Below are 26,701 nucleotides of genomic sequence, written 5' to 3'. Positions count from 1 at the left end.
CCAACAGCGGCTTTTTCCACCCTGTAGGAGCGCTGGTACCCATCGCGACTGGCGCCGCAGGCGCCTTTTCCCAGCGGTTCCATCAATCGATATAGGTGAGGTTGGTTTCCCAACTCTTGCTGCTCACCTCGATGGCCGACTTGACGGCCTCTGTATCGCCACGCTGAGCGCCGAGGCCCGAGAAAACGCTGCTGGAGAGGCTACAGCAGCGGCTCCTGAGCAACTGCCGGAAGTCCCTTCGCTCTATCTCAAGGGGCTTACGGTGTCGCGGCTGAGGTGCACGACCTGACCGCCACCCACCAGATTTTACAATCATTCTCCGATCAGCCGACCGAGGCATTTCACCTGCTCAGTTGAAGGAGTTATAAGGACCGAAGCCAGTCCCAAAGTTTGGGCTTGAGTTCAAAGCCTATACCGGGAGTATCATGCAAACGTACTGACCCGTTTTCGATCACAATGTGATCGGCGAACCCTCCTAATGGTTGGAAAACCCCAGGGTAAGACTCGTTGCCTCCCAGACCCAGGCCCGCCGCCAGATTCAACGACATTTGATGGCCACCATGAGGGTGCACAGAACGCCATGACCATCCATGCTCCGCCATTAATGACAACGTCTTGAGATAGTCAGGTAGTCCGTAAGATAGACCGCAGTCAAACTGAAGGATGTCACGGTCGGGGCGCATACCGGCATAACGGAGTAAGTTCTTGGCATCCTGAGATGAGAAGATATTTTCGCCGCCCGCCAATGGGGTGCTGGTATGTTCGGCCAATGTCGCCTGCAAACGGTAGTCAAGAGGATCTCCAGCCTCTTCGTACCAGCGTAACTTTAATGGTTCGATCGCTTCCGCATAACTCAATGCGGTTTTTAGATCGAAACGTCCATTCGCATCCACCGCCAAGGCGCTTGGACTACCTAATACCGAGATGGCTGCTTCAATCCGTTTCATATCCTCGCTGAGTACAGCTCCACCGATTTTTATTTTGGCTGACGTATAGCCAAGATCGCAATAGCGTTGCATTTCATCTTTCAAGACCTGAAGCGAATGGGATTCCTCGTAATAACCACCAGCGGCATATACCTCCACTCTCTCATCCGCGACTCCGTTACGAAAGCGGTTCGCCAACAGCCGCCATAAAGGCACATCTTCTGCCTTGGCCAAGAGGTCCCATAGCGCCATGTCAAGTGCTCCCAACGCCACCGCACGCTCACCGTGCCCGCCCGGTTTTTCGTTGGCCATGGCCACCTCCCAACAACGGAAGGGATCGATAAGGCCTGCATCATCTAGCAGCGTGTCCGCAGGTGCAGCCATCAGGCGTGGAATGAAGCGTTCCCTGAGTAGCCCTCCTACTCCCCATCTTCCAATGGAGCCGAAACCATACCCCACCAAGGCCTTGCCGTTACGAACAATATCGCTTTCTATCATGACTACACTGGTGGTGAGACCTTTAAAATTAACGACCGCATTCGATCCCGGAGACGAAATGGGCAAGTCTTTTTCTGTTATTCGATTAATTTTCATCAACGCTCCTGATCGGTACCGTTACGGACGCGAATGGGCCCAGCATAGAAGAAGGTGCCGTATAGGAGTCAAAATCTTGTGGCGACACATAGGCAAGCGCCAGCGCAGCATCGCGCACCGATGTTCCCTCTTTCTGGGCCTTACGGGATATCTCTGCCACTTTGTCATACCCAATCAGCGGCGATAGGCCCGTAGCTAGCATCAAGGACATCGAGACATTCTTTTCCAGCCTTTCCCGATCCACCGCTAATCCAATGAGCAGACGCTCCCGGAAGACCCCACAAGCATCTGTCAGCAGCTCGATGGATTCTAGTACGGCATGGATAAGTACCGGCTTGGCGACATTTAACTCGAACAGGCCTGACGCCCCGGCGTGTGTCACGGTGACATGACTCCCCATCACTCGCTGGCAAACCTGTATTAATACCTCTGCTACCGTCGCATTGCGCTTCCCCGGCATGATCGAGGAGCTGAGGCCATCGTCAGGAATCAGGTATTCGCCGATACCACTGCGTGGGCCTGCACTTAACAGGCGAATATCATTCGCGATCTTGGTTAACGTAACGGCCAAGCCGTTCAGGCTTCCAGAAAGCTCCACCAATGCATCATGCGCTGACATCGCTTCGCCTTTCACCTGTGCTGGGTGAATAGGAATGGATAGCAATGCCGACATTCGTTCACAAAAAAACGTATCAAATCCTTTGGGGGCGTTCGCCCCTGTGCCAATCGCCGTGCCGCCTTGGGGCACTTCCTCAAGGCGGACCAGTGTTTCCTTGATTCGGCCGATACCAAGTTCGATTTGCCGTCGATAGACATCGAAGCTCTGGCCCACCAGCATCGGAACGGCATCATTAAGATGAGTGCGTCCAATACGCATGGCCTGGCTGAACTCCGCAGCCTTAGTGGTAAACACCGCTTCCAAGCGCTTCAGCTCAGGGAGCAAGTCTTCTCTAACAGCCAGAGTGGCCGCCACATTCATGACGGTAGGAAAGCTGTCGTTCGACGACTGACTCCGATTGACATGGTCATTCGGATGCACTGGATGCTTGGACCCCAAGGGAAAGCCCTGCAGCTCATTGGCCCGATTGGCAATGACCTCATTAGCATTCATGTTCGTTTGCGTGCCACTTCCGGTCTGCCACAAGGGGAGCGGAAAATGGTCGTCAAGAAGACCTGAGGCGACTTCAAGTGAAGCCTCTTCGACGATCTTTGCCATCGAGTGCGGCAAACATCCCAATTGTTGATTGGCATAAGCTGCCGCTGCTTTATGCCAACCAAAGGTGTGCACGATACGAGAGGGAAGCTTCTCATTTCCCACCGTAAAGAGTTCCAGCGCACGCTGCGTCTGTGCGCCCCAGTAACGATGAGCTGGTATGTCGACCACACCTTCGGCATCGCTTTCATGACGAACCACTGTGTCAGCCTTACTCATGACTGGCCACCATTCTGTCGACCATTTGCGGGGCCGTGCCGACATAGTTGGCGGGGTCGAGGAGCCAGGTTAGCCTTTCCGTCGTCAGCGTATCGGTGACTTCAGGCATTTTTATCAGTATCTCGAGAAGCGGCTGTCCGGTCTCGATTGACTTGCGACAAGCGAGATAGACAAGATCGTGTGCCGGCTTACGGCCAATCTCTGGCGCCAGGGCCATCATCACGGATTCAGATACGATCAACCCTTTCGACATGTCGAGATTACGTTTCATATTGGCTTTATCGACGACAAGACCATCGAGCATATGCACCGACTGCGACAATGACCCTGATGTAAGCCCAAAACTTTCCGGTATGGCAAACCACTCCAGATGCCAAGGACCAGTCGCTCGCTCAAAGTCATGAACCATGGCATCCAGCATGAGTCCGGCATGCTGCCTTACCACTTTGGCGCTCGCTAGAATCAATTCGCAAGCCACCGGATTTTGTTTCTGGGGCATGGTGCTGCTGGCACCGCGGTGCCTCACGAAGGGCTCCGACACCTCACCGATCTCGGTCATCATCATGATCGATACGTCACAAGCAATCTTGGCGAGACTGCCATTGACCATGGCAAGGAACTGAACGACCTCGGTCACTGTATCCCTAGCAGAATGCCACGTAATCGAAGGTGTCTTTAGCTCAAGTTCCTTCATCAGGGCTTCCTGTACTTCCAGCCCTGATTCACCCAGCGAGGCTAAAGTGCCGGCGGCACCTGAAAATTGCCCTATCAAGACACGCTCACGCAACTGCTCAAGGCGTTCTATGTGGCGTTCCAGTGAGGACAACCAAACAGCTGCCTTGTAGCCGAAGGTGATGGGTAGCGCATGCTGGAGATGGGTACGCCCTGCCATCACCGTGTCGCGATGCTCTTTGGCTAAGCGTCCGAGGGTAGCCTTTAAGCTGCTCAGCCGCGCGTCAATTAACGCAAGCCCTTCCCGCACCTGGAGGATAATGGCAGTATCCATGATGTCTTGCGTAGTTGCACCCCAGTGCAGATAACGTCCAGCATCTCCGCACATGGCAGAGAGCTGTTCAACCAAAGGCAAAATGGGATAACCCACGATATCGGTTTCGTGCTGCAGACGCTCGAAGTTCAAACCAGCAACCTCGACGCTATTCTCGATTCCTTCAGCAGCAGAAGTTGGAATAAGACCAAGGCGCGCTTGCGCCTTGGCTAGAGCAACTTCCACATCGATGCAGTGCTCGATATAGCGATAAGACGAAAAAATTCGTCGCATTTCCGGATCGGTAAAGCTTTTACCGAACCAAGGAGAATCAATGGCGGAAATTTGTTCATTAAGTTGCATATAACTATTCCTAGATGTCTTGGGGAAGCGCGCCTTCGGGAAGCTCAATACCTTGCTCTTCGTAGTAACGTACGGCACCTGGATGCAGCCACAAGAAGTCATTTTCAACGACATTGTCCACCAACGTCTCCGCAGCCGAAGAGTGTGTCGCCAATAGCTCGTCATGATGATCGAATACAGCCTTCACGATTTCATATGCCAAGTCATCAGGCATGTCTTTGTTTACGATGACGAAATTCCACATTCCTAGTGATTCGACGGGTTCATCCAGGGAATCATAGGTTTGGGCTGGGATCGTGAACTGTCTCGCGTAAGGTAAGTCAGGCAGCAATTCTTCGATCTGCTCGTTGGAAAGAGAAAAGACATTGGCGGGAACGGTTGCCTCGAGTTCGCTGAATGCCGAAATTGGTAAGCCGGCCGCTGTCGCTACAGCATCTAAACGTCCATCCGCCAGTTGGGAAGTTTGATCACCGAGCGGTCCATTTCGAATGGTGACATTGAGTCCCAGCGCATCGAACCAACGTTGCCAGTACGTACCACCGGTGCCTCCCCGTGGCCCTGTACCCACGATTTTTCCATCAAGGTCTTCAACCGAAGCGATTCCCGAACGCTCAAGTGATGCTACTTGGAAGGGTGTGATGTACATGGGGATCAGAGCCCGGACATCCTGATGCTCAACCCCAGGGTTAAGTTCAAGCTCACCCGTCCATGCTTCATATGCCGGCCCCATTGTGGTTAGTCCGATATCGATCCGATTCATCTGGGTAAGCACCAAATTCTGATTAGGGCCTTGTGTTTGTTGTGTAGAGGCCGGCATATCCAAGTGGTTTGAAATGATCGAAGCAAGGCCTTGACCGTAGATAGCATGTGTTCCGCCTGGAGATGCCGTACCGATCACTATATTACTCGGCCAGTCTGATTGATCTTGTGCAACACTGACTGAGGTCGAAAGTACGAACACACCCAATGTAGTTACAATGTAACGCATCATGGTTAAACTCCTTTATTACTAATGTTTGACGAGTGGCTACCTCGCCGTTTTTATTCCAGCTATTGAGCCAGGCGCCCTGCCGGAAAATAACGAGATTTAATTAAGCAAGCTCCTAGTGCTAGTCCGATCAAATCGGTATAGATCCCCCCCGCGAATAGGCAAACAGCTGCGACTGTGAACAGGACGCGCATGAGCGGATTCAGTGCTCCTCTAAACCAACCTTCGCTGGCAATGGCTATCATCCAGACGGCTATCGCAGCAGTCGTTACGACTTGTATGATCGAATACCATTCCCCCTGCATTAAGATTTCATCATGGTAGACAAACAAGAAAGGAACGATAAATGCCGCAATGCCATAGCGCACTGATTTAAAAGATGTTTTCCACGGATTAGCGCCTGCTAACGCAGCACCAGCAAATGCAGACAAGGCTATCGGTGGAGTAATCGTCGATATAACGGCGTAATAGAAGACAAAGAAATGAGCTGAAAGAGGTTCAATTCCCATACGTTGTAGGCTGGGTGCTACAACACTTGCAGCAATTGCATAGGCCGCAGTGGTTGGCATGCCCATACCCAGTATCAGTGCAACCAACATGGCACAAATCAACGCGATGATCTCGCTCTGTCCCGCCACACTCAAGAGTAATGCCGAGAAGCGCCCACCCAGGCCAGTAAGGCCGATCACCCCGACGATTATTCCAGCACAAGCACATACGGCTGCTAATTGCAGCGACTGCCGGCTGGCCTGTTCGAGTGCCTTGAGGATGTCTCGCGCAACGTTGCCAAAAACCTCAAACAAAGCGGTCTTTGGTCGTTCGTATAAGTAGCCCACCGTTAGCGCCAAAAACCCAGAAACGATGGTTAACACACCGTAGGTGTTTGCCGGCAAACCCGGGAGGAGGACTATCGCCAGAATAAGCACAACCAAGGGCGTCGCTAACCAGCGACTATCCAAGGCCAGTTGGTTCCTCAGCAGCACTAATACAGCTGTAGCGACACCCCACGAGCCCGCGGCGATTATAGAATAACCTGTAATGAGGAAGGCAAGTAGCGTTCCCAATGGCAGCAGCAAAAAGATTTCCCGCAGCATGGGGCGAAACTTGGGTAATTCCGAACGCGGCAGACCATGAATATTTTTCTTGATGGCCTCAAGATCCACATGAATGTAGACAGCCAGATAGTAAAGCAGGCATGGTGGTATGGCAGCCAAGGCGATATGAGTATATGGAATGCCGGTGATTTCCGCCATGATAAAGGCACCGGCCCCCATAATGGGAGGAGCCAACTGCCCGCCGGTCGAAGCAGCAGCTTCAATGGCACCGGCACTGCTGCGTGGATATCCTACGCGCCGCATAACCGGGATAGTAAAAGTGCCTGATGCGACCACATTCGCCACACCGCTACCACTAATCATGCCAAAGAAAATACTACCCGCAACCGCTGCCTTGGCCGGGCCGCCTCTGGCTCGTCCCATCGCCGCAAAAGCCAAATTCATGAAGAGATCGCCGACTTTTGATACCTGTAGAAAGGCCGCGAACGTCACGAAAAGCACAATGTACTGGGCTGCTGCCGCCGTGGTGATGCCGAACACCCCTTCCATGCTGTATACGAAAGTGGTGAATTCTCCAAATCCAAATCCACGATGAAACAAGACGCCGGGAAGCCAGGGCCCAATAATGCCGTACAACAGGAAAACCATGGCCAAAATAGGTAATGCTAGCCCAGCAGATCGGCGAGCAAATTCAATAACGATGAAAATGCCCACCGTCGCGATAATGACGTCCCAAGTCGTCATCATCACACCAGTTCTGACGATCAATCCATCTAACTGCCACCAGATATAAGCAGTACACACAATCGCCATTGCGCCAAGCGCTAAGTCCCACCAAGGAGCGCGAGATCGCTCGGAACGACCGAAGGTCGAGTAGACCGTGAACGCAATGACCGCTGCCATGTTGACGTGGATGGCGCGAAATACCCATTCATCCAACGGCAAAATGTTAAGTACGGCGAGGTGAAACGCACTGTAGAGAACACCCAGAGCAGACACCATGGCAAATTGCCAACCGGTTAGCGGCCGGATTTTTGCACCAAAATCATACTTTTCAGCGTCATTGGCGATTTCCTGAACGTTATCAGTCAATTCCTCCGCTGGCTGACCTTCATGGTTACGCGGCATCGGGCCCCTCTCTTGTACGCATAAATGACTTTGTACGTACAAAGTCACATAGCCCTGAAGGTGCCGCAATGATACTTTGGGCCTACACATCCTGAGCAAGGCTCCACGATATGGCTAAACAACGACCTTTGTATGCCCAGCTGGCATCCCGCTACGTGAAAGAAATCAGCGATGGGCTCTATCCGCTGGGCAGCTACCTCCCTACCGAGAGCGAAATGGCAGAGCAGCATAGTGTCAGCCGCGCCACCGCTCGGGCGGCTCTCAATCAGCTTGTGTTACTTGGCCTGGTCTCTCGGCATAAAGGGGTGGGAACAAGAGTAGATTCTGTTCGCCCTAGCTCGGGATACAATCCGTCAGCTACTACGGTGGAAGATTTGGTTTATTACAACTCTGCTACTATACGAGAGGTAATACAGGTTGAAACTATCGTGGCGGATTATGAATTGGCCAGTCGGCTCGATGATAAGCCTGGTCGACGCTGGGCACACGTGACGACACTTCGCTACGAGAGCGGACAACAGCAGACACCGATATGTTTAACCGAAATCTATATTGACAGTGCTTACGCAACAGTAGCAGAAAAAGTGCATGGATATTCAGGGCTTGTGGTGAATAAAATCTGCGAAGACTACGGCGTCACAATAGATGAGATACGTCAATCCATTCGAGCAGTAGGAATTTCACGCGATACAGCAAAAGCATTAAACTGTTTGTCGGAAGAATATGGTTTAGAAATAACACGCCATTACTACGACACTCATAACTCATTGTTATTAATGGCAATTAGCATACATCCATCGAGCCGATACACATATACCTCCTCCATTAAACGTCCCAAGAATTTGTCGTCATCGACAACATCTCTTTCTTCTCCAGAGGCTTATGTTAAGGCTGAAAAATAGCTTATACATTCAAGGAATATGATGCTCTGTTAAACTTATAGAAGACACATTCCCAAGCCGCAGCTGTTAGCTCGACCTCCCTTGAAATCCGGTAGTCTAAGGATGAATGAAGCGGCAGCTGCTGTATCCAAAATCACGTCACGTCGTGCCACCTCGTGGGCTCTATAGCGTTGACCGCCCGACCATTTGCTCTCCAGTGAGCCAAAGAGGCGCCTCATACTGGTAAACGAGGAGAGCTCCATATACCTTTCCAGTTATCCATCAGTAAGCACAGCTCCTCGCCAAGCGCCGGTCGCTGTTCATCGATCAAGGCGCGCACCAGGCCCTGGCGAATTACCGCGTGTCCCTGGCGGATGATGATGCCGAATTCCCCCAGCAGACCCCGCAGTTCGTTGCCCACGGCCGTGCGCTCCCGAGAGAGCCGGGAGCGTACGCGATGGATGGCCTGTAGCGTCTGTTGCGTCGGGGTCTTGATCGTGACTCGCGGGGTCGCCGGTCGTGCGGCGGCTTCGGCAATGCCGGCCGCGTCCCGGGCATCGTTCTTGTGCCCTGACACGAAGGGCTTGACGCATTGGGGCGGCAGCAGTTGGGCCTCATGCCCCAGGTCCTGGGCTTCACGGGCCCAATAGTGGGCGCCACCACAGGCTTCCATGGCCACCAGGCAAGGCGGTAGCTGAGCCAGTTCGCGTCGTAATTGATCGCGCTGAACCGTCTTGCGGAAGACTCGGTGGCCGTGGGCATCGACCGCATGAAGTTGAAAGACATGCTTGGCGAGATCAATCCCGACGATGCTAATCTGTTTCATGGATGGACCCTCCTTTCAGGATGCCGTGTAGTGCCCTATGCACCCAGATGGCGTTAAACCCATCTTGGCACATGGGGGGACGGGTCCATCCCATTTCCAACAGCGGCTTTTTCCAGCCTGTAGGAGCGCTGGTACCCATCGCGACTGGCGCCGCAGGCGCCTTTTCCCAGCGGTTCCATCAATCGATATAGGTGAGGTTGGTTTCCCAACTCTTGCTGCTCACCTCGATGGCCGACTTGACGGCCTCTGTATCGCCAGCCTGAAACGCCGCATAGATCGCCCTGTGGTCCTTGAGGGCCACTGCCGGCAGGGTCTGCATGGAAGTTTCCAATGCCGCCTCGATGAGCTGTATCAGCGTCTCCCCCACCCGGATGGTCATCGGGTTGTGGGTGGCATGCAGAATCGCCCGATGGAAAGCCATGTCGTGTCGGGCAGTCTGCTCACCGTTCACGATCGCTGCCTCCAAGGCCTCGATGGTCTGCCGGATTCGGGCATGGTCCTCCGGCATTGCGTTCTGCATGGCCTGGAGCGTGTATGCAGGCTCAAACATGCGCCGGAACTCGAGTACGTCGCGGGTCATGCCTCGTGCCAGGATCATGCCGAATGCCATGGGGTCCACCAGCGGGTCGCCGGGCTCGCGGCGGATCATGGTGCCCTGCCCGCGCCTCACCTCCACGATACCGACGGCCTGCAGCATCTTGATGGCTTCCCGAACGCTGGACTTGCCAATGCCCAGGCTTTGAGTCAGTTCGGTTTCCGATGGCAAGTAGTCTCCAGGCTTGAGCTCTCCATTGATGAGGGCTCCCTTTATGCGCTCGAGGAGTTGCAGGGCAACCGAGCTGCGGTCAATGGAACTGCCAAATCTCTCAAGGGATGTGGAAGGTACGTTGGGCTGACGTTTCAAACTCATGCAGGCATCTCGTTGTGTTATAGGAAACTGCTGACAGCAAATCATCGACAGGTCAATAGATTACGCCTTGACAGGCCGTCCGAGGTGACAGGCTGCCATTTCCGTCTTGCAAAGGATTCGATCATCAGTCTAGCATGACGTCAGACATCAGATGTCTGCACACCAGTTCTGTCAGTGGGATCACGAACCACGTCGACACGAGACGATGCCACAGCGGCTGGTGTCCTGCCGGCCGATGATCGGCTTGAGTGCGCGCAAGACGAGTCACCGCGAGGCCAAGAACCCTGACGACACCAAGATGCACACCAATAAACCAACAAGGTGCTGAAAATGAACCATACACTGACCAAGGTATCACTGGTGGCCGCGATGGCGGCGGCCACCTTTGGCATGAGCCAGGCCCATGCGGCCGAGTACACCTTCAGCTTCGCACACGTGCTGATCGAGGATACGCCGAACGGTCAGGCAGCACTTCGCTTCAAGGAGGAGGTCGAGGAAAAGTCCGACGGCAGAATTCAAATCAATGTGTTGCCCGCCGCCCAGGTCGGCGGTGACGTGGAGATCATCGAGCAGATCCAGATGGGGCTGGTCGATATCGGCATTCCGCCGACCGCAACATTGGGCAACTTCGAGCCGCGCATGCAAATCCTCGACCTGCCCTTCCTGCTTCCCGACTACGACACCATGGTCGAAGTGCTGGATGGCGAGGTGGGCCGCGAGATCCTCGACACGCTGCACGACCACAATATGTACGCGGCGAATTTCTGGGGCGCCGGCTTCCGTCACATGACCAACGATGAGCGCCCCATCGAGGGCCCCGAGGATCTGCAAAGAATCCGCATACGCACCATGCAGGCCCCCATCATCATCTCCACCTATGAGAACTTCGGTGCCAACGCCACCGCCATGGCCTTCACCGAAGTGTACAACGCCCTGCAACAGGGCGTCGTCGCCGGCCAGGAGAACCCTCTGGCCAACATCTACACCATGCGCTTCCACGAGGTGCAGGACTATCTCTCGCTGACCAACCATGCCTACCACGCCTACGCCACGGTAATAAACCGCGACGCCTGGGAATCACTGCCCGAGGATCTACAGGAGGTGATGATCGAGGCCTTCGACAACGGTCGTACCGCCTCACGTGAGCTGACGCAGCAGGATGAAGAGCAGATTATGGAAGCTATCCGCGACGAGATCGAGATCACCGAGATCACGCCGGAGGCTCGCGAGGCGTTCATCGAAGCGAGCATGGCGGTGCATCAGGAATACGAGAGCGTGGTCACCACCGACCTCCTGCACAAGGTGTATGACGTGGTGGGTATCGACTACTGATACCAGGATTCACTCGACGCCTCTACTAACCTAGTGGACTTACCATGTTCGAAGCGCTCAATAAACTACTTGATCGCTTGGAAAGCGTGGCGATGGTCGTGTTCATGTCGATCGCGACCATCCTCACCACCATCCAAGTCGTCTATCGCTATGGCTTCAACGGTTCGCTCTTCTGGGCCGAGGAAGTCGTGATCTACTCCATCATCTGCATGAGCTTCGTCGGTGCCAGCATGGGGGTGCGCCACGGCGTGCATATTTCCGTCGACGTACTGAATGCGCTCGCTCCCCCTTTCATCAACCGCTGGCTGCACATCATTGCCGCGCTGCTGGGCATCGCCTTTGCCGGTTTTCTGACGTTCTACGGTTTCCAGCTCTACTTCAGCACGCTTGGACGGGGCCAGTTGACCGCCGCTCTACGCTTGCCCATGGCCTGGTTCTACCTGCCTATCGGCGTGTCGGGCGTCCTATTGATAATTCGCTACCTGTGGGTAATCCACGAAGCCTGGACCAAGCCACCGGTCAGCCTCTCCGCGGAGCTAGCCGCCGAGAAAGACAAGCTCGTCTAACGACTGGAGTTCCTCATGATCACGGCACTTCTTCCCATCTTCTTTGCAGTGTTGCTGCTGGGATTGCCTATCTTCGCGGCACTGGCCTTCTCCGTCTTCCTGGCCATCGAGTTCTTCGGCACCACCAGCCCTGTGATTGTGCCAATGCGCATGTTCACGGGAATGAACAATTTTTCGCTGATGGCCATTCCGTTTTTCATTCTGGCCGCCGAACTGATGCGCATCGGGGGGTTGTCGGAACGCCTCATCAACCTGGCCAAGGCCCTGGTCGGATGGGTACCCGGCGGGTTGGCTGCCGCTACCGTGCTGTCGTGCCTGTTCTTCGGGTCCATCTCGGGGTCCAGCCCCGCGACGGTAGTGGCCATCGGCACCATCATGTTTCCGGCCCTGGTGGCCGCCGGCTACGACAAGCGATTCGCCATCGGCTTGATCGCCACGTCAGGCACTCTGGGCCCTATCGTCCCGCCCAGCATCGCCCTGATCATCTATGGTTCGGTGACCGGCACCTCGGTAGGCCGGCTGTTTGCCGCTGGCTTGCTGCCTGCCATCCTCATCGGCTCGCTGCTGATCGCCTACTGCATGATCTACGCCTCCTTCAAGAAGTATGAACGTGCACCGTTCCCATCATTACGAGAGATCGGCGCGGCGTTCAAGGCTGCCGCCTGGGGCCTGGGCCTCCCCGTCATCCTGCTGGGTGGCATCTATACCGGCATCTTTACTCCCACCGAGTCCGCCGCGGTCGCCTGCATGTACGGCCTGTTCGTCGGCATGGCCGTCTATCGGACAATCGGCCTGCATGACCTGTTCGGCACCCTGCGCAATGCCGGCCTGGTCTCGGCCACCCTTCTTCTGATTACGGCGGGTGCCTCCGCCTTCTCCTGGCTCCTGGCGATCACCGGCACCCCGACTCAACTGGCGAGCCAGGTGCTGTCCATGACCGATGACCCACTTCAGGTAATGGCGCTCTTGAACGTCGTGATGATTATCGCCGGCTTCTTCCTCGACAGTGCCTCGGCGATCATCGTGCTGTCTCCGCTCTTGCAGCCGATCGCCGCCCAAGTGGGCGTGGACCCCGTGCACTTCGGCATCATCACCCTGGTCAACTTTTCCGTCGGCATGATCACTCCCCCGGTCGGCCTGAACCTTTTCGTTGCCATGGCCATCTCGAAAATGCCTCTCCTGGAGGTCTTCAAAGCCTGTATCCCCCTGATCCTGATCATGCTGGTTGCGCTGATCGTCATCACCTACGTGCCATGGCTCAGCACCTGGCTACCATCACTGCTCTACTGAGGAGATACGGGACATGCAAGCGAGTGCATCACAAGCGACCGAGCAACTGCCCGAGACGAATCGACACCCAAACGTGCGAACTCACTACAAGGACAACAGAAAATGACACACACCATTGTGGATGCCGTGGCGGCACGCGGCCTTTCCCTGCCCGACATTCCCCGGCCACGAGGCGCCTTCCTGCCCTGGTCACGGCTTGGCAACCAGCTGTTCCTGGCCGGACAGATCTGCGAACGGGACGGCGACGTGCTCTACCCGGGAAAAGTGGGCGCGGAGTTCGACCTGGAAACCGGCAAGCTTGCCGCCCAGGCCTGCGCCTTGAACCTTCTGGCCTCACTCAGCAACGCGGTGGATGGCGACATGGCCCGGGTGGTGCGCTGCGTGCGCATGAACGGGTTCGTCAACGTCGCACCGGGCTTCCACGACGTGCCGCTGGTCATCAACGGCGCCTCGGAACTGTTCATCGACCTGTTCGGCGAAGCGGGACGCCATGCCCGCACGGCGATCGGTGTGGCCACGCTGCCGGGCAATGCGGCGGTCGAGGTCGAATCGATCTTCGAGATTCGCGACTGACACCCAGGAGCACGCCATGACCCTCTCTTCTCTGAGCTTACCGCTACGCGAGCAATATGCGGGACTTCGCGGCGGCACACTGAGCGCCACCGCACTCGCCGAGGCGGCCATCGAGGCCTACAAGACCCGTGGCCGCCACGACCATGCCTACCTGACCTGGAACGGCGAGGCCGCGCTGGCCTTCGCCCGTGCCACCGATGCCCTGCTTGGTCAGGGTGGCGATGCCGGAGCCCTGATGGGAATTCCGGTTTCAATCAAGGATATCTACGCGGTTCCAGGCCTGCCGACCTATGCGGGTTCCTCGCAACGGCTACCCCGGCGCTGGGAGCAACCCGGCCCCATGATGGCCGCCCTGCTCGCTCAACTGCCCAGCATCATGGGCAAGACCCATACCGTGGAATTTGCCTTCGGCGGACTTGGCACCAATGCCCACTGGGGGGCACCGCGCAATCCCTGGGACCGCCTGGCCCACCGGACCCCGGGAGGCTCGAGTTCGGGAGCCGGGGTCTCACTGGTCGGCGGCACGGCCAGCCTGGCGCTGGGTACCGACACCGCCGGCTCGGTGCGCATCCCCGCCTCGATGACCGGGGTAGCGGGGCTCAAGACCACCGCGGGACGCTGGCCCAAGGACCAGATCGTGCCGCTGTCGTCCACGCTGGATACACCGGGCCTGCTGGCCCACCGGGTCGACGACCTGGCCTTTGCCTTCGATGCCCTCGACGATGCATTGGCGCGCCGCTCAACGCGGGTACCGGCCCCCCCATCACTGGCTGACCTCACCTTCGGCATCCCGGAACGCTATTTCTGGGACGACTGCAGCCCGGGCATCGCTGAAGCTGTCCAATATGCCATTGGACAGCTCGAGGCCGCCGGGGCACGCCTGGTACCTCTGGAACTGCCCGACACCGACGAGGCCTATGCGCTATTCCAGCAGGGGGGGCTCGCCGCCGCGGAACTCGCCGCGTTCCTTAATACCGAGCTTCCCGACATGATCGAGACTCTGGACCCCAACGTCGCGGCACGTGTACGGGCCGCCGACGACATGCCTGCCTGGGAGTACGTACGCCGCCGCTCGGTGATCGACCGGTTGTACGCGACCGCCGCGACGCGCCTGGCCGATGTGGATGCGATGCTCACTCCCACCGTGACCATTACTCCACCCACCCTGGAGAGCCTGAAACCCGAGGGCGCCTACTCCAAGGCCAACATGCAGGCACTGCGCAACACCGTCATCGCCAATTTCACGGGGCTCTGCGGGCTGACGCTACCCGTCGGCAAGGACAGTGCGGGGATGCCCGTGGGCCTACAGGTACTGGCCGAACCCTGGCAGGACGCGCGGCTGTTGGCCATCGGGCAAGCCATCGAAGAACAGCTCGGTAGCGGTATCGAGATCCTGGGCGAGCCGCCGGCCCCCTGAGCGACCGTTATCCCGAGGAGAATGAGCGGGAAGGAGACAGCCAGCATGAACGAGTGGGACAACATGACCATCGCAGGCTTCCAGAGGCAGCTGGCCGCCGGGAATGCATCGTCTCTGGACTGGTGGGCGGCCTGCCGGGAACGCATCGACGCCTGCGAGTCGTCGATTCAGGCCTGGGAATATCTGGCGCTGGAGCCCACTGTCGCGATGCCCGCCAAGGATGGGCCACTGCCCGCGCTCTTCGGAGTGCCGGTAGCCATCAAGGACATCATCGACACGCAGCGGATGCCGACCACCTGGGGAACGCGGGGCTACCACTGCGTAGCGGCGTCCGACATGGATGCCGCCATCGTCACCCAGCTTGCACGGCTCGGCGCCCTGCCCATGGGCAAGACGGTATCCACCGAATACGCCTACTTCCAGCCCAGTAAGACCCGCAACCCCCACGACACCCGGCTGACTCCTGGCGGCTCCTCGAGCGGGTCCGCCGCGGCCGTGGCGAGTGGCATGGTTCCGGTGGCCCTGGGCACCCAGACCGTGGGCAGTATCATTCGTCCCGCCAGCTATTGTGGCGTCGTCGGTTTCAAGCCGACGCACGGCACGATCAGCACTTCGGGTGTGAAAGCCCTGGCCCCGTCGATGGATACCGTGGGATGGTTCAGTCGCAGCGTGGAAGACAGCTGCATCCTGTTCAGCCTCCTCACCGGCGCGGCCCCTGTCCGGCGCCTCGGGAGCCTGAACGGCATCCGCATCGCAGTCTGCCCACTGCCAAGCACACCGCCGCTTTCCCCCGACGTGAAGACCGCCATCGACGAGGCGGCGATGCGCCTGACAGCGCAGGGGGCCAGTGTCACACCTCTGCGACTGGGCCCGGTTTTTGATGAGCTCGTGACACACCAGCAAGTCATTCTGGCCTATGAAGCTGCCCATGCTCTGGCCAGCGAGCGTATCCGCTTCGGCGAGTCGATGAGTCGCCCACTGCAGGCATTGCTGGAGGATGGACGCCGACTCTCTCTCGAGCGCTACTGGCAGTCGAGGCAAGCAGCCGAACACGCCAGGCACGAGATCTCCGCCCACTTCACCGAGCGAGTGGACGCGATCCTGGCCCCCAGCGCCACGGGTGCCGCCCCCGAAGGCCTGGACAGCACAGGAGACCCCCTGTATTCGCGAGCCTGGACGCTGCTGGGCGGCCCTTGCCTGAACCTACCGATGCATCGTACGTCGGAAGGCCTGCCGGTCGGGATACAGCTGGTCGCGGACCGCTTCAAGGATGCCCATCTGCTCGCCATCGCCGGCGTACTGATGACATGACCCAAAACGGTTCCACCAAAAGGTGACGACACGGTCAATTCGGCGCCGCCTATGACACCAGCTCGTCGGCAGCCAGCGGGTCGGTAGCCAGGTGCGACTGCTGCCAGAGCCGCGCGACCAGTTCCTGGATGAAATTGCGCACGATCAGCGAGGGCCGCCGCCCGGCACGGGTCACCACGCAGAACGGCGAGGCGATCTCGACCTGGCCGGGCAGCAGCGCCTTGAGTTCGCCGCGCTCGATCCAGTGGTTGGCATAGTAGTGCGGCAGGTTGCCAATGAAATGGCCGCTGAGAATGAGTAGCGCCTGGGCCTCCATGTTGGAGGCGTGCGCACCGACCCGGGCGCCGGGAAAGCTCTTGAGTTCCTGGAGGTTGGCATAAGGTCGCACCACGAAGGGGTGTTCGATGATCTCCTCGATGCTCAAGCCATGGGTATCGCGTTCGAAAAGGGGGTGGCTCGTGGCACAGTAGACGCCGTGCATTTCGGTATAGACCTGGCGGTGCTGCAATCCCTCCATCTGCGCGGTTTCCGGCAGGATGCCCAGTTGTACCTCGCCGTTGGCGATCTCACCGATCAGCCGGTCGGGGCTGCCCACCGTGATGTTCAGCCGCGCCCGTGGGTTCTTGCGCAGAAACTCGCCGATCACCCCCTGAAGGTCGAGATCCACGTCCATGATGGTGTTGTCGACCACGCCGAGGCGTAGCGTGCCGTAGACCGAGCTGCGCAGCTCGCTCATCTCGCTGTCGAAGTCATCCACCGAGGCCAGTAGCGCCTTGGCCCGCTCGTGCACGATGGCGCCACGATCGGTGAGCTCGAAGCCCTGACGGCCGCGGCGGCATACCGTGAAACCGACCCGCTCCTCCAGGGCGCGAATATGAAAGCTGACCGCCGACTGGCTCATATGAAGGGCGGTCTGGGCGCCGGCGAAGCCACGATGTTCGGCCACCGCCAGAAACACTGACAGGCTCTTGAGATCCGCTGCGGAGAGTTTCATCGGCAAGCCCTACTATAGTGCGCGTTACATCAAAAATATGGGTGCATACATCGAAAGATAACAATTTTATTGTTGCATGACCCCTGCTTAACTCAAGGGCGTTATTCCGATTCGCCTGCACAAGCAGAACGGACGACCATCAACAACAAGAGGGCCACTCCATGCAACGCATTACCTCCATCACCGTCGGCCTGCTGCTCAGCGCCGGTCTGATCACCTCCACCCAGGCTGATCTGCTGGACGACATCAGATCCGAAGGCACCTTCACGGTGGGCACCGAGGCACGCTTCGCGCCCTTCGAGTTCATCGAGGATGGCGAGATCGTCGGTTATTCCGCCGACATCATGGAACTCATCATGCCAGAGCTCGACGGCGTCGAGTTGATTCGCATGGACCTGCCGTGGCAGGGCATTCTGCCCGGCCTGGAACGCAACCGCTTCGATTACGTGATCACTTCGGTGACCGCCACCCCCGAGCGCATGGCGCGCTACCACCTCAGCGCGCCGGTCGCTGATGCCACCATGGCGATCCTCAAGCGTGCCGGCGAGGATGACATCAGCGAGCCCGGGGACATCGGCGGCAAGGTCGCCGCCGCCCAGGCCGGTTCGGCCCAGCTCCAGGCGCTCGAGGCCCTGGCCGCCGAGCTCGAGGAAGCCGGCACGCCGCTGTCCGATATCCGCACTTACACCGGCGTCGACGAAGCCTACGCCGACCTCGGCACCGGTCGCGTCGACGTGGTGATCAACAGCCTGCCCAACCTGCTCGAGGCCGAGCGCACCCGCCCCGACGTGTTCGAGGTGGTCGGCACCTTCGGCGAGCCGGTCTATTTCAGTTGGGCCGGCCGTCGCGACGACGAGAGCGCCTCGCTCAACGCCTTCATGGATGAGCAGATCCAGCGCCTCAACGAGGACGGTACCCTCGCCGAGCTGCAGGAGAAGTGGTTCGGCGCACCCATGGACCTGCCGCTGGAGCTGCCTGCCGCGGAGTGATTCAGGCCCAAGGGGCGGCGGCCAGCACAGCCGCCCCTCTCCTCTCTTCTTCTCGACAGGTGCCTCATGCTCGAGATTCTGCTCAATCACTATCCGGTTCTGATCAAGGGCCTGACCACCACCCTGGTGGTCTCGCTCTCTGCCATCGCGCTGGGACTGGTGCTGGGAATATTGCTGGCCTTCGGCCTGACCAGCCAGTCCCGCCTGGTGCGCTGGCCCTGCGGGCTCTATCGCAGCTTCTGGCGCGGCACGCCGATCCTGCTGCAGCTGTTGCTGGTTTATTACCTGTTGCCGGAAATCGGCATCGAGGTGGCACCGATCACCGCCGCGATCCTGACCTTGACGCTGAATACCGCCGCGTTCCAGTCGGAAATTTTCAGGAGCGGCATCGCGCACATCCCCGCCGGCCAGATCGAAGCCGCACGCATGGCCGGTATCTCCGCCTGGCAGACCCGTCGGCGCATCGTCATGCCGCAGGTGTTTCGCCTCACCCTGCCGCCGCTGACCAACGAGATCATCACCATTCTCAAGAACTCCTCGCTGGTCTCGGTGATCGCCGTGACCGAACTGATGCGCGTCAGCGAACAGATCGCCTCGCGTACCTTCCAGCCATTGGAAACCTATCTCGCCGCGGCCGTGCTCTACCTGGCGGTCAACCTGGTACTGGCCCGGATCAGCGCCCATCTCGAGCGCCGCATGGCCGGCGGTCTGGCCACCGAATAGGAACATCCCGAGGAGCTATCACATGTTCGATTTCGCCCTGCTCTGGGAAGCCCGCGAACTGATCCTGCAAGGGCTGTGGAACACCGTGTGGATCTGCTTCCTGGGTTGCCTGGTGGCGCTGTCGCTGGGCCTGGTGCTGGCCGCGCTGCGGCTCTCCAACCCGCGCTTGTTCGGCTACCCGGTGGCCTGCTACGTGGAGCTATGCCGTGGCACCCCGCTGCTGGTGCTGCTGTTCCTGCTCTACTATGGCGGCCCCAGCATCGGCATACGCCTCGATGCCGAGATCGCCGGGGTCACCGGCATCGGCCTCTACGGCGCCGGTTATTTCGCCGAGATCTATCGCGGCGGCTTCAAGTCGATCCCCAAGGGCCAGCTCGAGGCGGCGAGGATGCTGGGCATCTCCCGCTGGCATGCCCTCACCCGTATCCAGATCCCGCAGATGCTGCGCCTGATCGTGCCCCCCGGCACCAACCAGTTGATCATCCTGGTCAAGGAGTCGGCACTGATCTCGATCATCTCGGTGGACGACCTGACCAAGAATGCCACCACCATCGTCAACCAGACATTCAGTGTGATCGAGCCCTACCTCGCCGTCGCCCTGCTCTACTGGATGATCATCGAACTGATCGCCCGCGGCGGCTATGCGCTGGAGAAGCGCCTGGCCAACCGCCAACCACGCCACGTCACTCCTAAAGGAGACCCCGCCCATGCCCACGGCTGACACCATCGCCCCCCGGGCCATCGTCGAGGCCCACGGTATCAGCAAACGCTTCGGCGACCTCGAGGTGCTGAGCGATATCGACTTCCGGCTCGACAGTTCTGAGGTGGTCTGCGTGATAGGCCCCTCCGGCTCCGGCAAGTCGACCCTGCTGCGCTGCCTCGCCTTCCTCGAGCCCTACGACAACGGCAGCGTCTACATCGACGGCCAGCTGCTCGGCTACGATCAGCGCGGCGGCATGCGCGTGCGCGCCGGGGAGAGGCGTATCGATGAGGTGCGCGCGCCGGTGGGCATGGTATTCCAGCACTTCCATCTGTGGCCCCACCGCACCGCGCTGGAGAACGTCACCGAGGCACTGCGGCTGGTCAACGGCCTGTCGCGACGCGACGCCGAGGCCGAGGGAATGGCCATGCTCGAGCGGGTCGGCCTCGCGGAGCGCGCCGGCCACTTTCCCGAAAGCCTCTCCGGCGGCCAGAAGCAACGCGTGGCGATCGCCCGTGCGCTGGCCATGAAGCCGCGGGTGATGCTCTTCGACGAACCCACCTCGGCGCTCGACCCGGAGCTGGTCGGCGAGGTACTCGACGTCATGAAGCAGCTCGCCGCCGACGGCATGACCATGGTCATCGTCACCCACGAGATGGGCTTCGCCGCCAATGTCTCGAATCGCGTGGTATTCATGGACCAAGGCCAGGTGGTCGAGAGCGGCCCGCCCAGCATCCTGTTCCGCCAGCCGCGCAGCGCGCGCCTCAAGCAGTTTCTCAACACATGGCGCGAGCGCCATATCGACTGATACCCGAATGTTCCCCAACAATCAGAAGGAGCACACAATGAGCACCGAGACCCGCTTCGACCACGCCCGCATCGATCGGCTACCGCGCAGCAACAGCGAACCCTGCGGCCACAATCGCACCCTGGAGACACCGATCTCCGCGGACGGCACGCCCATCCTCGGCGAGCGCTACGAAGTCGCCGCCCGCAGCGGCCGCGCGGTGCGCCTCAAGGCCGGCCAGACCCTTCGTATCATCAACACCCATGGCACCCAGGTGTGCGACACCTGGGCCTTCAGCACCGACAATCTCAACGAGTTCATGTCCTGGGAACACGGTCGCGCCTGGATCAGCGGGCTGATCCCCCGGGTCGGCGACCCGCTGATGAGCAACCGCCGGCGCCCGATCATGACCCTCACCGCCGACACCTCACCGGGCATCCACGATACCCTGATGGCCGCCTGCGACCTGTTCCGCTACATGACACTCGGTGTGGAAGGCTACCATGACAACTGTGCCGACAACCTGCGCCTGGCGGTCAAGGCGATCGGCATCGACGCCCCGGAAGTCCCGCAGCCGCTCAACCTGTGGATGAACATTCCGGTCAACGGCCAGATGAAGGTCGACTGGTGTCCGCCGGTCTCCAGGCCGGGGGACTACGTCGAGCTACGTGCCGAAATGGACTGCGTCGTCGCCATGTCCGCCTGCCCCCAGGACATCATCCCGATCAACGGCGAGGCGTGCTCCCCCGTCGAGGTGCACTTCGAAGTCCACGACTGAGGAAACGCCCATGGCCGATTCCACCACGAGCACGGCGATCGACGCCGCGACCATCGCCGCGGCAGTGAACCCGTCACGCCTCGAACGCGACCTGGTCCACCTCGCCACCTTCGGCGCACGCGACGATGGCGGCGTGGCACGCCTGGCGCTCGACACCAACGACACCCGTGCGCGCCTGTGGCTGGCCGAACAGGCTGCCGCGCTGGGTGCCACAGCCAGTGTCGATGCCGTGGGTAATGTGTTCCTCGACCTGCCCGGCAGCGAGCCGGGCCTGAACCCGGTGGTCACCGGCAGCCACCTCGACAGCCAGCCGGCCGGCGGCAAGTACGACGGCGCGCTGGGGGTCCTGGCCGGGCTCGAGGCGCTGCGCGCGCTCAAGGACGCCGGGATAGCCCCACGCCGGCCGCTGTCGCTGGTCAGTTGGACCAACGAGGAGGGCGCGCGTTTTTCCCCCGGTACCTCGGGCTCGGCGGTGTTCTGCGGGGTACGTGGACTCGACGAGACCCGCGCCATCGTGGACGCCGACGGCCTGAGCTTCGGCGCCGCGCTGGACGATTGCCTGGCCGCACTGGATGCCGCCGGGGTGCCGCGTCGACCGCTCGGCACGCCGATGCACGCTTTCGTCGAACTGCATATCGAGCAGGGCCCGATCCTCGAGCGCGCCGGTGCACCGGTCGGCGTGGTCGATGGCATCCAGGGGGTGAACTGGTTCGAGGTCACGGTGACCGGCAGCACCAACCACGCCGGCACCACGCCACGCGCCATGCGTCGCGATGCATTCGAGGGCGCCTGCGCGCTGGCCGCATCGCTGCGCGAGGCGGCGCGGGACGACGAGGACCGGGTACGCTTCACCATCGGCAGGTTCGCGGTCAGCCCCGGCTCGGTGAACACCATTCCCGACCAAGTCACCTTCAGCATCGACCTGCGCCACCCCGAGTCCACGACGCTGGACGCTCTGGCGGCCAGCTTCCGGCTGCTCGCCGAGCAGACCTGGAACGGCTGCCGGGCCACGCTGACACCACTGTCATGTATCGACCCGGTGGCCTTCCCCGCCTCCTTGACCACGCTGCTCGACGACACCGCCAACGACCTGTTGCTGCAGGCCCCGCATCTGGTCTCCGGCGCCTTCCACGATGCCATCCACCTGGCCGGGTACTGCCCCACCGCCATGCTGTTCGTGCCCTGCCGCGACGGCCTCAGCCATCATCCGGACGAGCACACCGAGCTCGACGATGCGGTGTCCGGCACCCGGCTGCTCGCCGCCAGCCTGGCGCGCCTTGGCGCCTAGGCCCTTATCAGCAAGGAGTTCCCGATGTCACGCCCGACCAACGCCAGCACCCGCAACGCCGCCAGCGGAGAGCCCTATGTGCCGCGCCTCGAGCCGCGCTACCGCGAAATCGCCAGCTTCCTGCGCGCGCCGCTGGCCGACACGCTCGACGGCCTGGATATCGCCCTGGTGGGCATTCCCTTCGACGGCGGTGTGAGCAACCGCCCTGGCGCCCGCCTCGGCCCACGGGAAATCCGCAACCAGTCGAGCCTGATGCGCGGCATCCACCATGTCACCCGCCTCGATCCCTTCGATCAGGCGCGGATCGCCGATATCGGCGACGTACGCTTCACCTCGGTGTACGACCTCGAGCAAGTCTCCGACGACATCGCCGCCTACTATCGTGCCATACGCGAAGCCGGGGTGATTCCGCTCAGCGCCGGCGGCGATCATTCGGTGACCTACCCGATCCTGCGCGGCCTAGCCGCCGATGGTCCGGTGGGGCTGATCCACATCGACGCCCACACCGACACCTGGGACGTGTTCCAGGGCTCGAAATTCCATCACGGCGGCCCCTTCCGGCTGGCCTGCGAGGCCGGGCTGATCGACCCCGTGCGTACCGTGCAGATCGGCATCCGCGGTGCCCAGAACACCACTCAGGGCTGGGACTACTCCGATGCCATGGGCATGCGGGTGATATTCATGGAAGAGGTCGATGCGCTGGGCATCGAGGGAGTGATCGCCGAGGCACGGCGGGTGGTGGGCAGCGGCTCCGTGTACCTGTCCTTCGATATCGACAGCCTCGACCCGGCCTTCGCTCCGGGAACCGGCACGCCGGAGGTGGGCGGGCTAACCAGCCTGCAGGCACTACAGCTGGTGCGCGGCTTCCGCGGCCTGCCACTGATCGGTGCCGACGTGGTGGAAGTGGCGCCGCCCTTCGACCCCAGCGGCAATACGGCGCTGGTGGGCGCGACCCTGATGTACGAGCTGCTGTGCCTGCTCACCGAGCCTCAGTTGCAGTCATCCCCATCATGACTCGCTCTCATCAGATCGATAATTGACAACCCCGCGGTCGCGCGTCTCGACGTCCGATGATGGCGAATGGCTCACCCCGCACGCTCGGACATCCCCGCTTTGAAGCGGGGATGTCTCCTTCAAAATACCGGAAATGATTTCACGAACGACCACAAATGAGGCCGACTCCTGCCGGTTCATCGATCACAGCTCGCGTCGCTACCCGGAACGGCTCGACAGGGGTGGTTTTCTGCCCGGTTTGCTTTCGATGGGGCACTCTCAAAAAAGGGGCTATTTCTCCGGGAACAATTTGCCGCGACCTACCGATCATCCAGAATGACTAACCGGTTCGAGGAGGAACTTGCGGTGACCGCACCGCTGCCATCGCCTGGTCCAAAGCCTGGGCGAAAGTCTTTGTAGTCCCGCCAGCCAACCAGGAATGCTGCGCTGCGACCAGACATCCGAAGGCAGCAGCTGTGAGCGCACGAGGGGCGGGGTCATCCCCGGCATAAGGGCGGCCAGCGGCGTTGGCACGCTCGAGCAATGCCTCCACAATCGCCTCCTGAAGCTGATGCATTTTCTGAAGATAGGCGGCAAACAGCGCCGGCGTTCCGAACACGACACTCAAGATGGAGACAGCCGCCGGACGCTGCCCAGGGTCGTCGCAAGGTGCGACCATTTCATCGAAGACTCGCCTGAGCGACACCCACACCGCTTCCTCCATCGGCCGGTCCCGCACGATCGCCAGCATAGCTGCCGCAGCAAAGTCAAACTTGCCGATGACGAGTTCTTCCTTGGTCTCAAAGTACCGGAAGACACTGCGCTGCGACATGCCGACCGCAGCGGCAATGTCGTCAATCTTCGTTTCTTCATAACCGCGCTCGACGAATAGGGCATGAGCCGCATCGGCGATCTCCTTCTGCACGGCGCGGCGGGTGCGGTCCCGGAGGCTGCTCGTTTGCGAACTCAAATGATCCCACCATCTTGACAGTCACTGACATATACAGCACTTTATGACATAGAGCGATGAAAGTCAACCACCACCGGCTTTCCGATGGTGGAGACTGCCTGTCGACAAAGGATAAGTCATGTCACGAACAATCGTCATCACGGGTGCCAGCGATGGCATCGGCGCCGCCGCCGCGCGGCAATTGCACAAGAACGGCCACCGCGTCGTGCTGGTGGGACGCTCACCGCAGAAGACCGAAAGTGTCGCCCGGGAGATCGGCGCCGAGTATTTTCTGGCCGACTTCACCCGGCTCGATGATGTGCGCAAGCTCGCTGCCGACCTCGATAGCACCTGCAAGCGCATCGACGTACTGGCCAACAATGCCGGCGGCGTATTCGGTGACCGGAAAAAGACCGTCGATGGTTTCGAGCAGACGATCCAGATCAATCACCTGGCCCCGTTCCTGCTGACTCATCTGCTGATGCACAAGCTGATCGAAAACAACGCCTCGGTGATCCAAACCTCCAGTACCGGCGCGCGAATGTCAGGCAAGCTGGACATCGACGATCTCGATCAGGACAAGAACTATTCGTCCATTCGCGCCTATGGCACGGCCAAGCTCGCCAATATCCTGTTCACAAAGGAACTGCACCAGCGCTATCATCCGAAGGGTCTTTCGGCCGCCGCGTTCCATCCTGGTATTGTCGCGACCAGCTTTGGCTCCAACACGACGAGCAGGCTGATGAAATTCATCACCAGCTTTCCGCTCACCCGCGCCACCTTCATCACTCCCGAAAAGGGTGCTGCGCAACTGGTCTGGCTGGCTGAAGGCAGGCCCGGCATCGACTGGATCTCAGGCGCCTATTACGAGAAGTTCAAGCCTGCCAGGCGCAACAATCCTCAAGCTCTCGATACCAATCTGGCGCAACGGCTATGGGAGCGCTCAGAGCAGTTGCTTGGTATCGGATGAGATCGCCAAGGCATCCTCACGCAGTTTTCGCTCCGTGCAGCTGTTTTACATGATCCACGAAGGCTCTCAGGGGTAGTGGCATATGACGACGACTTGGAAAATATAGCGAAGGTCCCGGCACGGTCAGCCACCAATCCGGCATGACGGGCACCAGATCACCTCTCGCCATGGCCGCTTCCAACGACACGTCGAAGGTGAAGATAATCCCAAGACCACCCACGGCTGCGGCGACCTCAAGATCCATGGATTCGGCGACCAGTTGCCCTCTCGATGACACACGAAACACCTGATCCCTTTTTCGGAACTCCAGCGGCATGACGCGCCCGCTGGGGAAGCGATGTCGGATGCAGGCGTGATCGGCGAGATCACGTGGGTGATGGGGCACGCCGTGCCTTTCCAGATAGTCGGGCGATGCCGCACCTATATAGCGCTGCTCTCGCGGCCCGATCGGAATCACAATCATATCCCGATCGACATTCACCTCGTACCGGACTCCCGCGTCGAAACCGCCCGCAACGACATCGACGAAGCTCTCGTCAACGCTAATTTCCATTCGCACCGATGGATGGGCTTTCAGAAAGCCGGTGATGATCGGCGGGAGGATGTGCGTGGCCACGATTGCCGGCACATTCAGCTTCAGCGTACCGGCAACGTCGCTGCTGTCGCTTATGCCGTCCAAAGCAGCGTTGATGTCGTCAAGCGCGGGGCGGAAACGCTCCAGCAGGCGTTGTCCGGCCTCGGTCGGCGTGACGCTCCGTGTCGACCTGTTCAGCAAACGGATGTCGAGCCGCGCTTCCAGTCTCTGGACGGCATCGCTCAGCGACGATGCCCTCACGCCGAGCTTGCGCGCCGCCGACCGGAAGCCGCCCGCGTCGGCGACCGCTGCGAAGATGGATACGTCTTCCAGGTTTGCTTTTTTCATCGTCCGCTCAGCCGTACGGGCCGTTCCGAAA

At 59.7% G+C, this 26,701-nt stretch carries 25 protein-coding genes; 15 read left to right on the top strand and 10 right to left on the bottom strand.

Annotated features, from left to right (window positions below; all coding sequences use genetic code 11):
• Positions 1 to 362: 362 nt before the first annotated feature.
• Genes C1H69_RS15270 through C1H69_RS15250 form a run of 5 tightly spaced genes read right to left on the bottom strand, consistent with a single transcriptional unit; the run spans position 363 to position 7,471 of the window.
• A complete protein-coding gene (locus C1H69_RS15270; RefSeq protein WP_102654249.1) occupies positions 363 to 1,520 on the bottom strand; it encodes a mandelate racemase/muconate lactonizing enzyme family protein in 1,158 nt (385 codons plus the stop codon).
• Entirely contained in the window at positions 1,510 to 2,952 is a 1,443-nt protein-coding gene (locus tag C1H69_RS15265; protein ID WP_102654248.1) for a class II fumarate hydratase, read from the bottom strand. Before C1H69_RS15265 ends, C1H69_RS15270 begins: the two co-directional genes overlap by 11 nt.
• Positions 2,945 to 4,300 (bottom strand): class-II fumarase/aspartase family protein, encoded by a 1,356-nt coding sequence (locus tag C1H69_RS15260; protein ID WP_102654247.1) that lies wholly within the window; start codon positions 4,298 to 4,300, stop codon positions 2,945 to 2,947. Before C1H69_RS15260 ends, C1H69_RS15265 begins: the two co-directional genes overlap by 8 nt.
• A gap of 10 nt (positions 4,301 to 4,310) precedes the next feature.
• Entirely contained in the window at positions 4,311 to 5,291 is a 981-nt protein-coding gene (locus C1H69_RS15255) for a TAXI family TRAP transporter solute-binding subunit (protein ID WP_102654246.1), read from the bottom strand.
• 59 nt (positions 5,292 to 5,350) lie between these two features.
• Positions 5,351 to 7,471, bottom strand: a complete 2,121-nt coding sequence (locus C1H69_RS15250) for a TRAP transporter permease (RefSeq protein WP_102654245.1) — start codon at positions 7,469 to 7,471, stop codon at positions 5,351 to 5,353.
• Between the two features lie 110 nt (positions 7,472 to 7,581).
• Between C1H69_RS15250 and C1H69_RS15245 the strand changes: the two genes are divergently transcribed.
• On the top strand, positions 7,582 to 8,373 hold the full coding sequence (locus C1H69_RS15245) for a GntR family transcriptional regulator (protein ID WP_102654244.1): 792 nt from the start codon (positions 7,582 to 7,584) through the stop codon (positions 8,371 to 8,373).
• 214 nt (positions 8,374 to 8,587) lie between these two features.
• Here C1H69_RS15245 and C1H69_RS15240 read toward each other — a convergent pair whose 3' ends face one another.
• The gene (locus C1H69_RS15240) at positions 8,588 to 9,178 is read right to left on the bottom strand and encodes an IS110 family RNA-guided transposase (RefSeq protein ID WP_102654243.1); all 591 of its coding nucleotides are present in this window, start codon (positions 9,176 to 9,178) and stop codon (positions 8,588 to 8,590) included.
• Positions 9,179 to 9,356: 178 nt separating this feature from the next.
• Positions 9,357 to 10,088 carry a FadR/GntR family transcriptional regulator gene (locus C1H69_RS15235; RefSeq protein ID WP_102654242.1) on the bottom strand — a complete coding sequence of 244 codons (732 nt, stop codon included), beginning with the start codon at positions 10,086 to 10,088 and terminating at the stop codon, positions 9,357 to 9,359.
• A 330-nt stretch (positions 10,089 to 10,418) separates the two neighbouring features.
• On the opposite strand from C1H69_RS15235, the gene C1H69_RS15230 reads away from it, so the two are divergent.
• The 6 genes from C1H69_RS15230 (at position 10,419) to C1H69_RS15205 (ending at position 16,577) form a co-directional block, all read left to right on the top strand.
• A complete protein-coding gene (locus C1H69_RS15230; RefSeq protein ID WP_102654241.1) occupies positions 10,419 to 11,420 on the top strand; it encodes a TRAP transporter substrate-binding protein in 1,002 nt (333 codons plus the stop codon).
• Between the two features lie 44 nt (positions 11,421 to 11,464).
• On the top strand, positions 11,465 to 11,986 hold the full coding sequence (locus C1H69_RS15225) for a TRAP transporter small permease (protein ID WP_102654240.1): 522 nt from the start codon (positions 11,465 to 11,467) through the stop codon (positions 11,984 to 11,986).
• A gap of 15 nt (positions 11,987 to 12,001) precedes the next feature.
• Positions 12,002 to 13,276, top strand: coding sequence for a TRAP transporter large permease (locus C1H69_RS15220; RefSeq protein WP_102654239.1), 1,275 nt, complete (start codon positions 12,002 to 12,004; stop codon positions 13,274 to 13,276).
• A gap of 102 nt (positions 13,277 to 13,378) precedes the next feature.
• Positions 13,379 to 13,849 (top strand): RidA family protein, encoded by a 471-nt coding sequence (locus tag C1H69_RS15215; RefSeq protein WP_102654238.1) that lies wholly within the window; start codon positions 13,379 to 13,381, stop codon positions 13,847 to 13,849.
• Positions 13,850 to 13,865: 16 nt separating this feature from the next.
• Positions 13,866 to 15,266: an amidase gene (locus C1H69_RS15210; RefSeq protein ID WP_102654237.1), complete on the top strand. Its 1,401-nt coding sequence runs from the start codon at positions 13,866 to 13,868 to the stop codon at positions 15,264 to 15,266.
• A 45-nt stretch (positions 15,267 to 15,311) separates the two neighbouring features.
• Entirely contained in the window at positions 15,312 to 16,577 is a 1,266-nt protein-coding gene (locus C1H69_RS15205) for an amidase (protein WP_102654236.1), read from the top strand.
• Between the two features lie 49 nt (positions 16,578 to 16,626).
• On the opposite strand, the gene C1H69_RS15200 is transcribed toward C1H69_RS15205, so the two are convergent.
• Positions 16,627 to 17,571 carry a LysR family transcriptional regulator gene (locus tag C1H69_RS15200; RefSeq protein ID WP_102654235.1) on the bottom strand — a complete coding sequence of 315 codons (945 nt, stop codon included), beginning with the start codon at positions 17,569 to 17,571 and terminating at the stop codon, positions 16,627 to 16,629.
• 161 nt (positions 17,572 to 17,732) lie between these two features.
• Here C1H69_RS15200 and C1H69_RS15195 point away from each other — a divergent pair, with 161 nt between their 5' ends.
• From C1H69_RS15195 to speB, 7 genes are all read left to right on the top strand, one after another.
• A complete protein-coding gene (locus C1H69_RS15195; RefSeq protein ID WP_102654234.1) occupies positions 17,733 to 18,560 on the top strand; it encodes a transporter substrate-binding domain-containing protein in 828 nt (275 codons plus the stop codon).
• Positions 18,561 to 18,626: 66 nt separating this feature from the next.
• Positions 18,627 to 19,283, top strand: coding sequence for an amino acid ABC transporter permease (locus tag C1H69_RS15190; protein ID WP_102654233.1), 657 nt, complete (start codon positions 18,627 to 18,629; stop codon positions 19,281 to 19,283).
• Between the two features lie 22 nt (positions 19,284 to 19,305).
• Positions 19,306 to 20,004 (top strand): amino acid ABC transporter permease, encoded by a 699-nt coding sequence (locus tag C1H69_RS15185; RefSeq protein WP_102654232.1) that lies wholly within the window; start codon positions 19,306 to 19,308, stop codon positions 20,002 to 20,004.
• The gene (locus tag C1H69_RS15180) at positions 19,991 to 20,791 is read left to right on the top strand and encodes an amino acid ABC transporter ATP-binding protein (protein ID WP_102654231.1); all 801 of its coding nucleotides are present in this window, start codon (positions 19,991 to 19,993) and stop codon (positions 20,789 to 20,791) included. The genes C1H69_RS15185 and C1H69_RS15180 overlap by 14 nt, the downstream gene beginning before the upstream one ends.
• Before the next feature lie 37 nt (positions 20,792 to 20,828).
• Entirely contained in the window at positions 20,829 to 21,548 is a 720-nt protein-coding gene (locus tag C1H69_RS15175; protein WP_102654230.1) for a DUF1989 domain-containing protein, read from the top strand.
• Positions 21,549 to 21,558: 10 nt separating this feature from the next.
• Complete coding sequence (locus C1H69_RS15170) at positions 21,559 to 22,836, top strand: M20 family metallo-hydrolase (protein ID WP_102654229.1); 1,278 nt, start codon at positions 21,559 to 21,561, stop codon at positions 22,834 to 22,836.
• Between the two features lie 24 nt (positions 22,837 to 22,860).
• The gene (gene speB / locus C1H69_RS15165; RefSeq protein WP_102654228.1) at positions 22,861 to 23,850 is read left to right on the top strand and encodes an agmatinase; all 990 of its coding nucleotides are present in this window, start codon (positions 22,861 to 22,863) and stop codon (positions 23,848 to 23,850) included.
• A gap of 319 nt (positions 23,851 to 24,169) precedes the next feature.
• Here the strand turns inward: speB and C1H69_RS15160 are convergent, their stop codons facing one another.
• Positions 24,170 to 24,754 (bottom strand): TetR/AcrR family transcriptional regulator, encoded by a 585-nt coding sequence (locus tag C1H69_RS15160; protein ID WP_165789501.1) that lies wholly within the window; start codon positions 24,752 to 24,754, stop codon positions 24,170 to 24,172.
• Positions 24,755 to 24,917: 163 nt separating this feature from the next.
• On the opposite strand from C1H69_RS15160, the gene C1H69_RS15155 reads away from it, so the two are divergent.
• Positions 24,918 to 25,748, top strand: coding sequence for an SDR family NAD(P)-dependent oxidoreductase (locus C1H69_RS15155; RefSeq protein ID WP_102654226.1), 831 nt, complete (start codon positions 24,918 to 24,920; stop codon positions 25,746 to 25,748).
• Positions 25,749 to 25,764: 16 nt separating this feature from the next.
• Here C1H69_RS15155 and C1H69_RS15150 read toward each other — a convergent pair whose 3' ends face one another.
• Positions 25,765 to 26,670, bottom strand: a complete 906-nt coding sequence (locus C1H69_RS15150) for a LysR family transcriptional regulator (RefSeq protein ID WP_102654225.1) — start codon at positions 26,668 to 26,670, stop codon at positions 25,765 to 25,767.
• Between the last annotated feature and the right edge of the window lie 31 nt (positions 26,671 to 26,701).

The sequence above is a fragment of the Billgrantia endophytica genome, assembly GCF_002879615.1.
In the GTDB taxonomy this organism is placed as follows: Bacteria; Pseudomonadota; Gammaproteobacteria; order Pseudomonadales; family Halomonadaceae; genus Halomonas; species Halomonas endophytica.
Note: the sequence above shows the minus strand (reverse complement) of the source record. Positions and strands in the feature narration are given on the sequence as shown.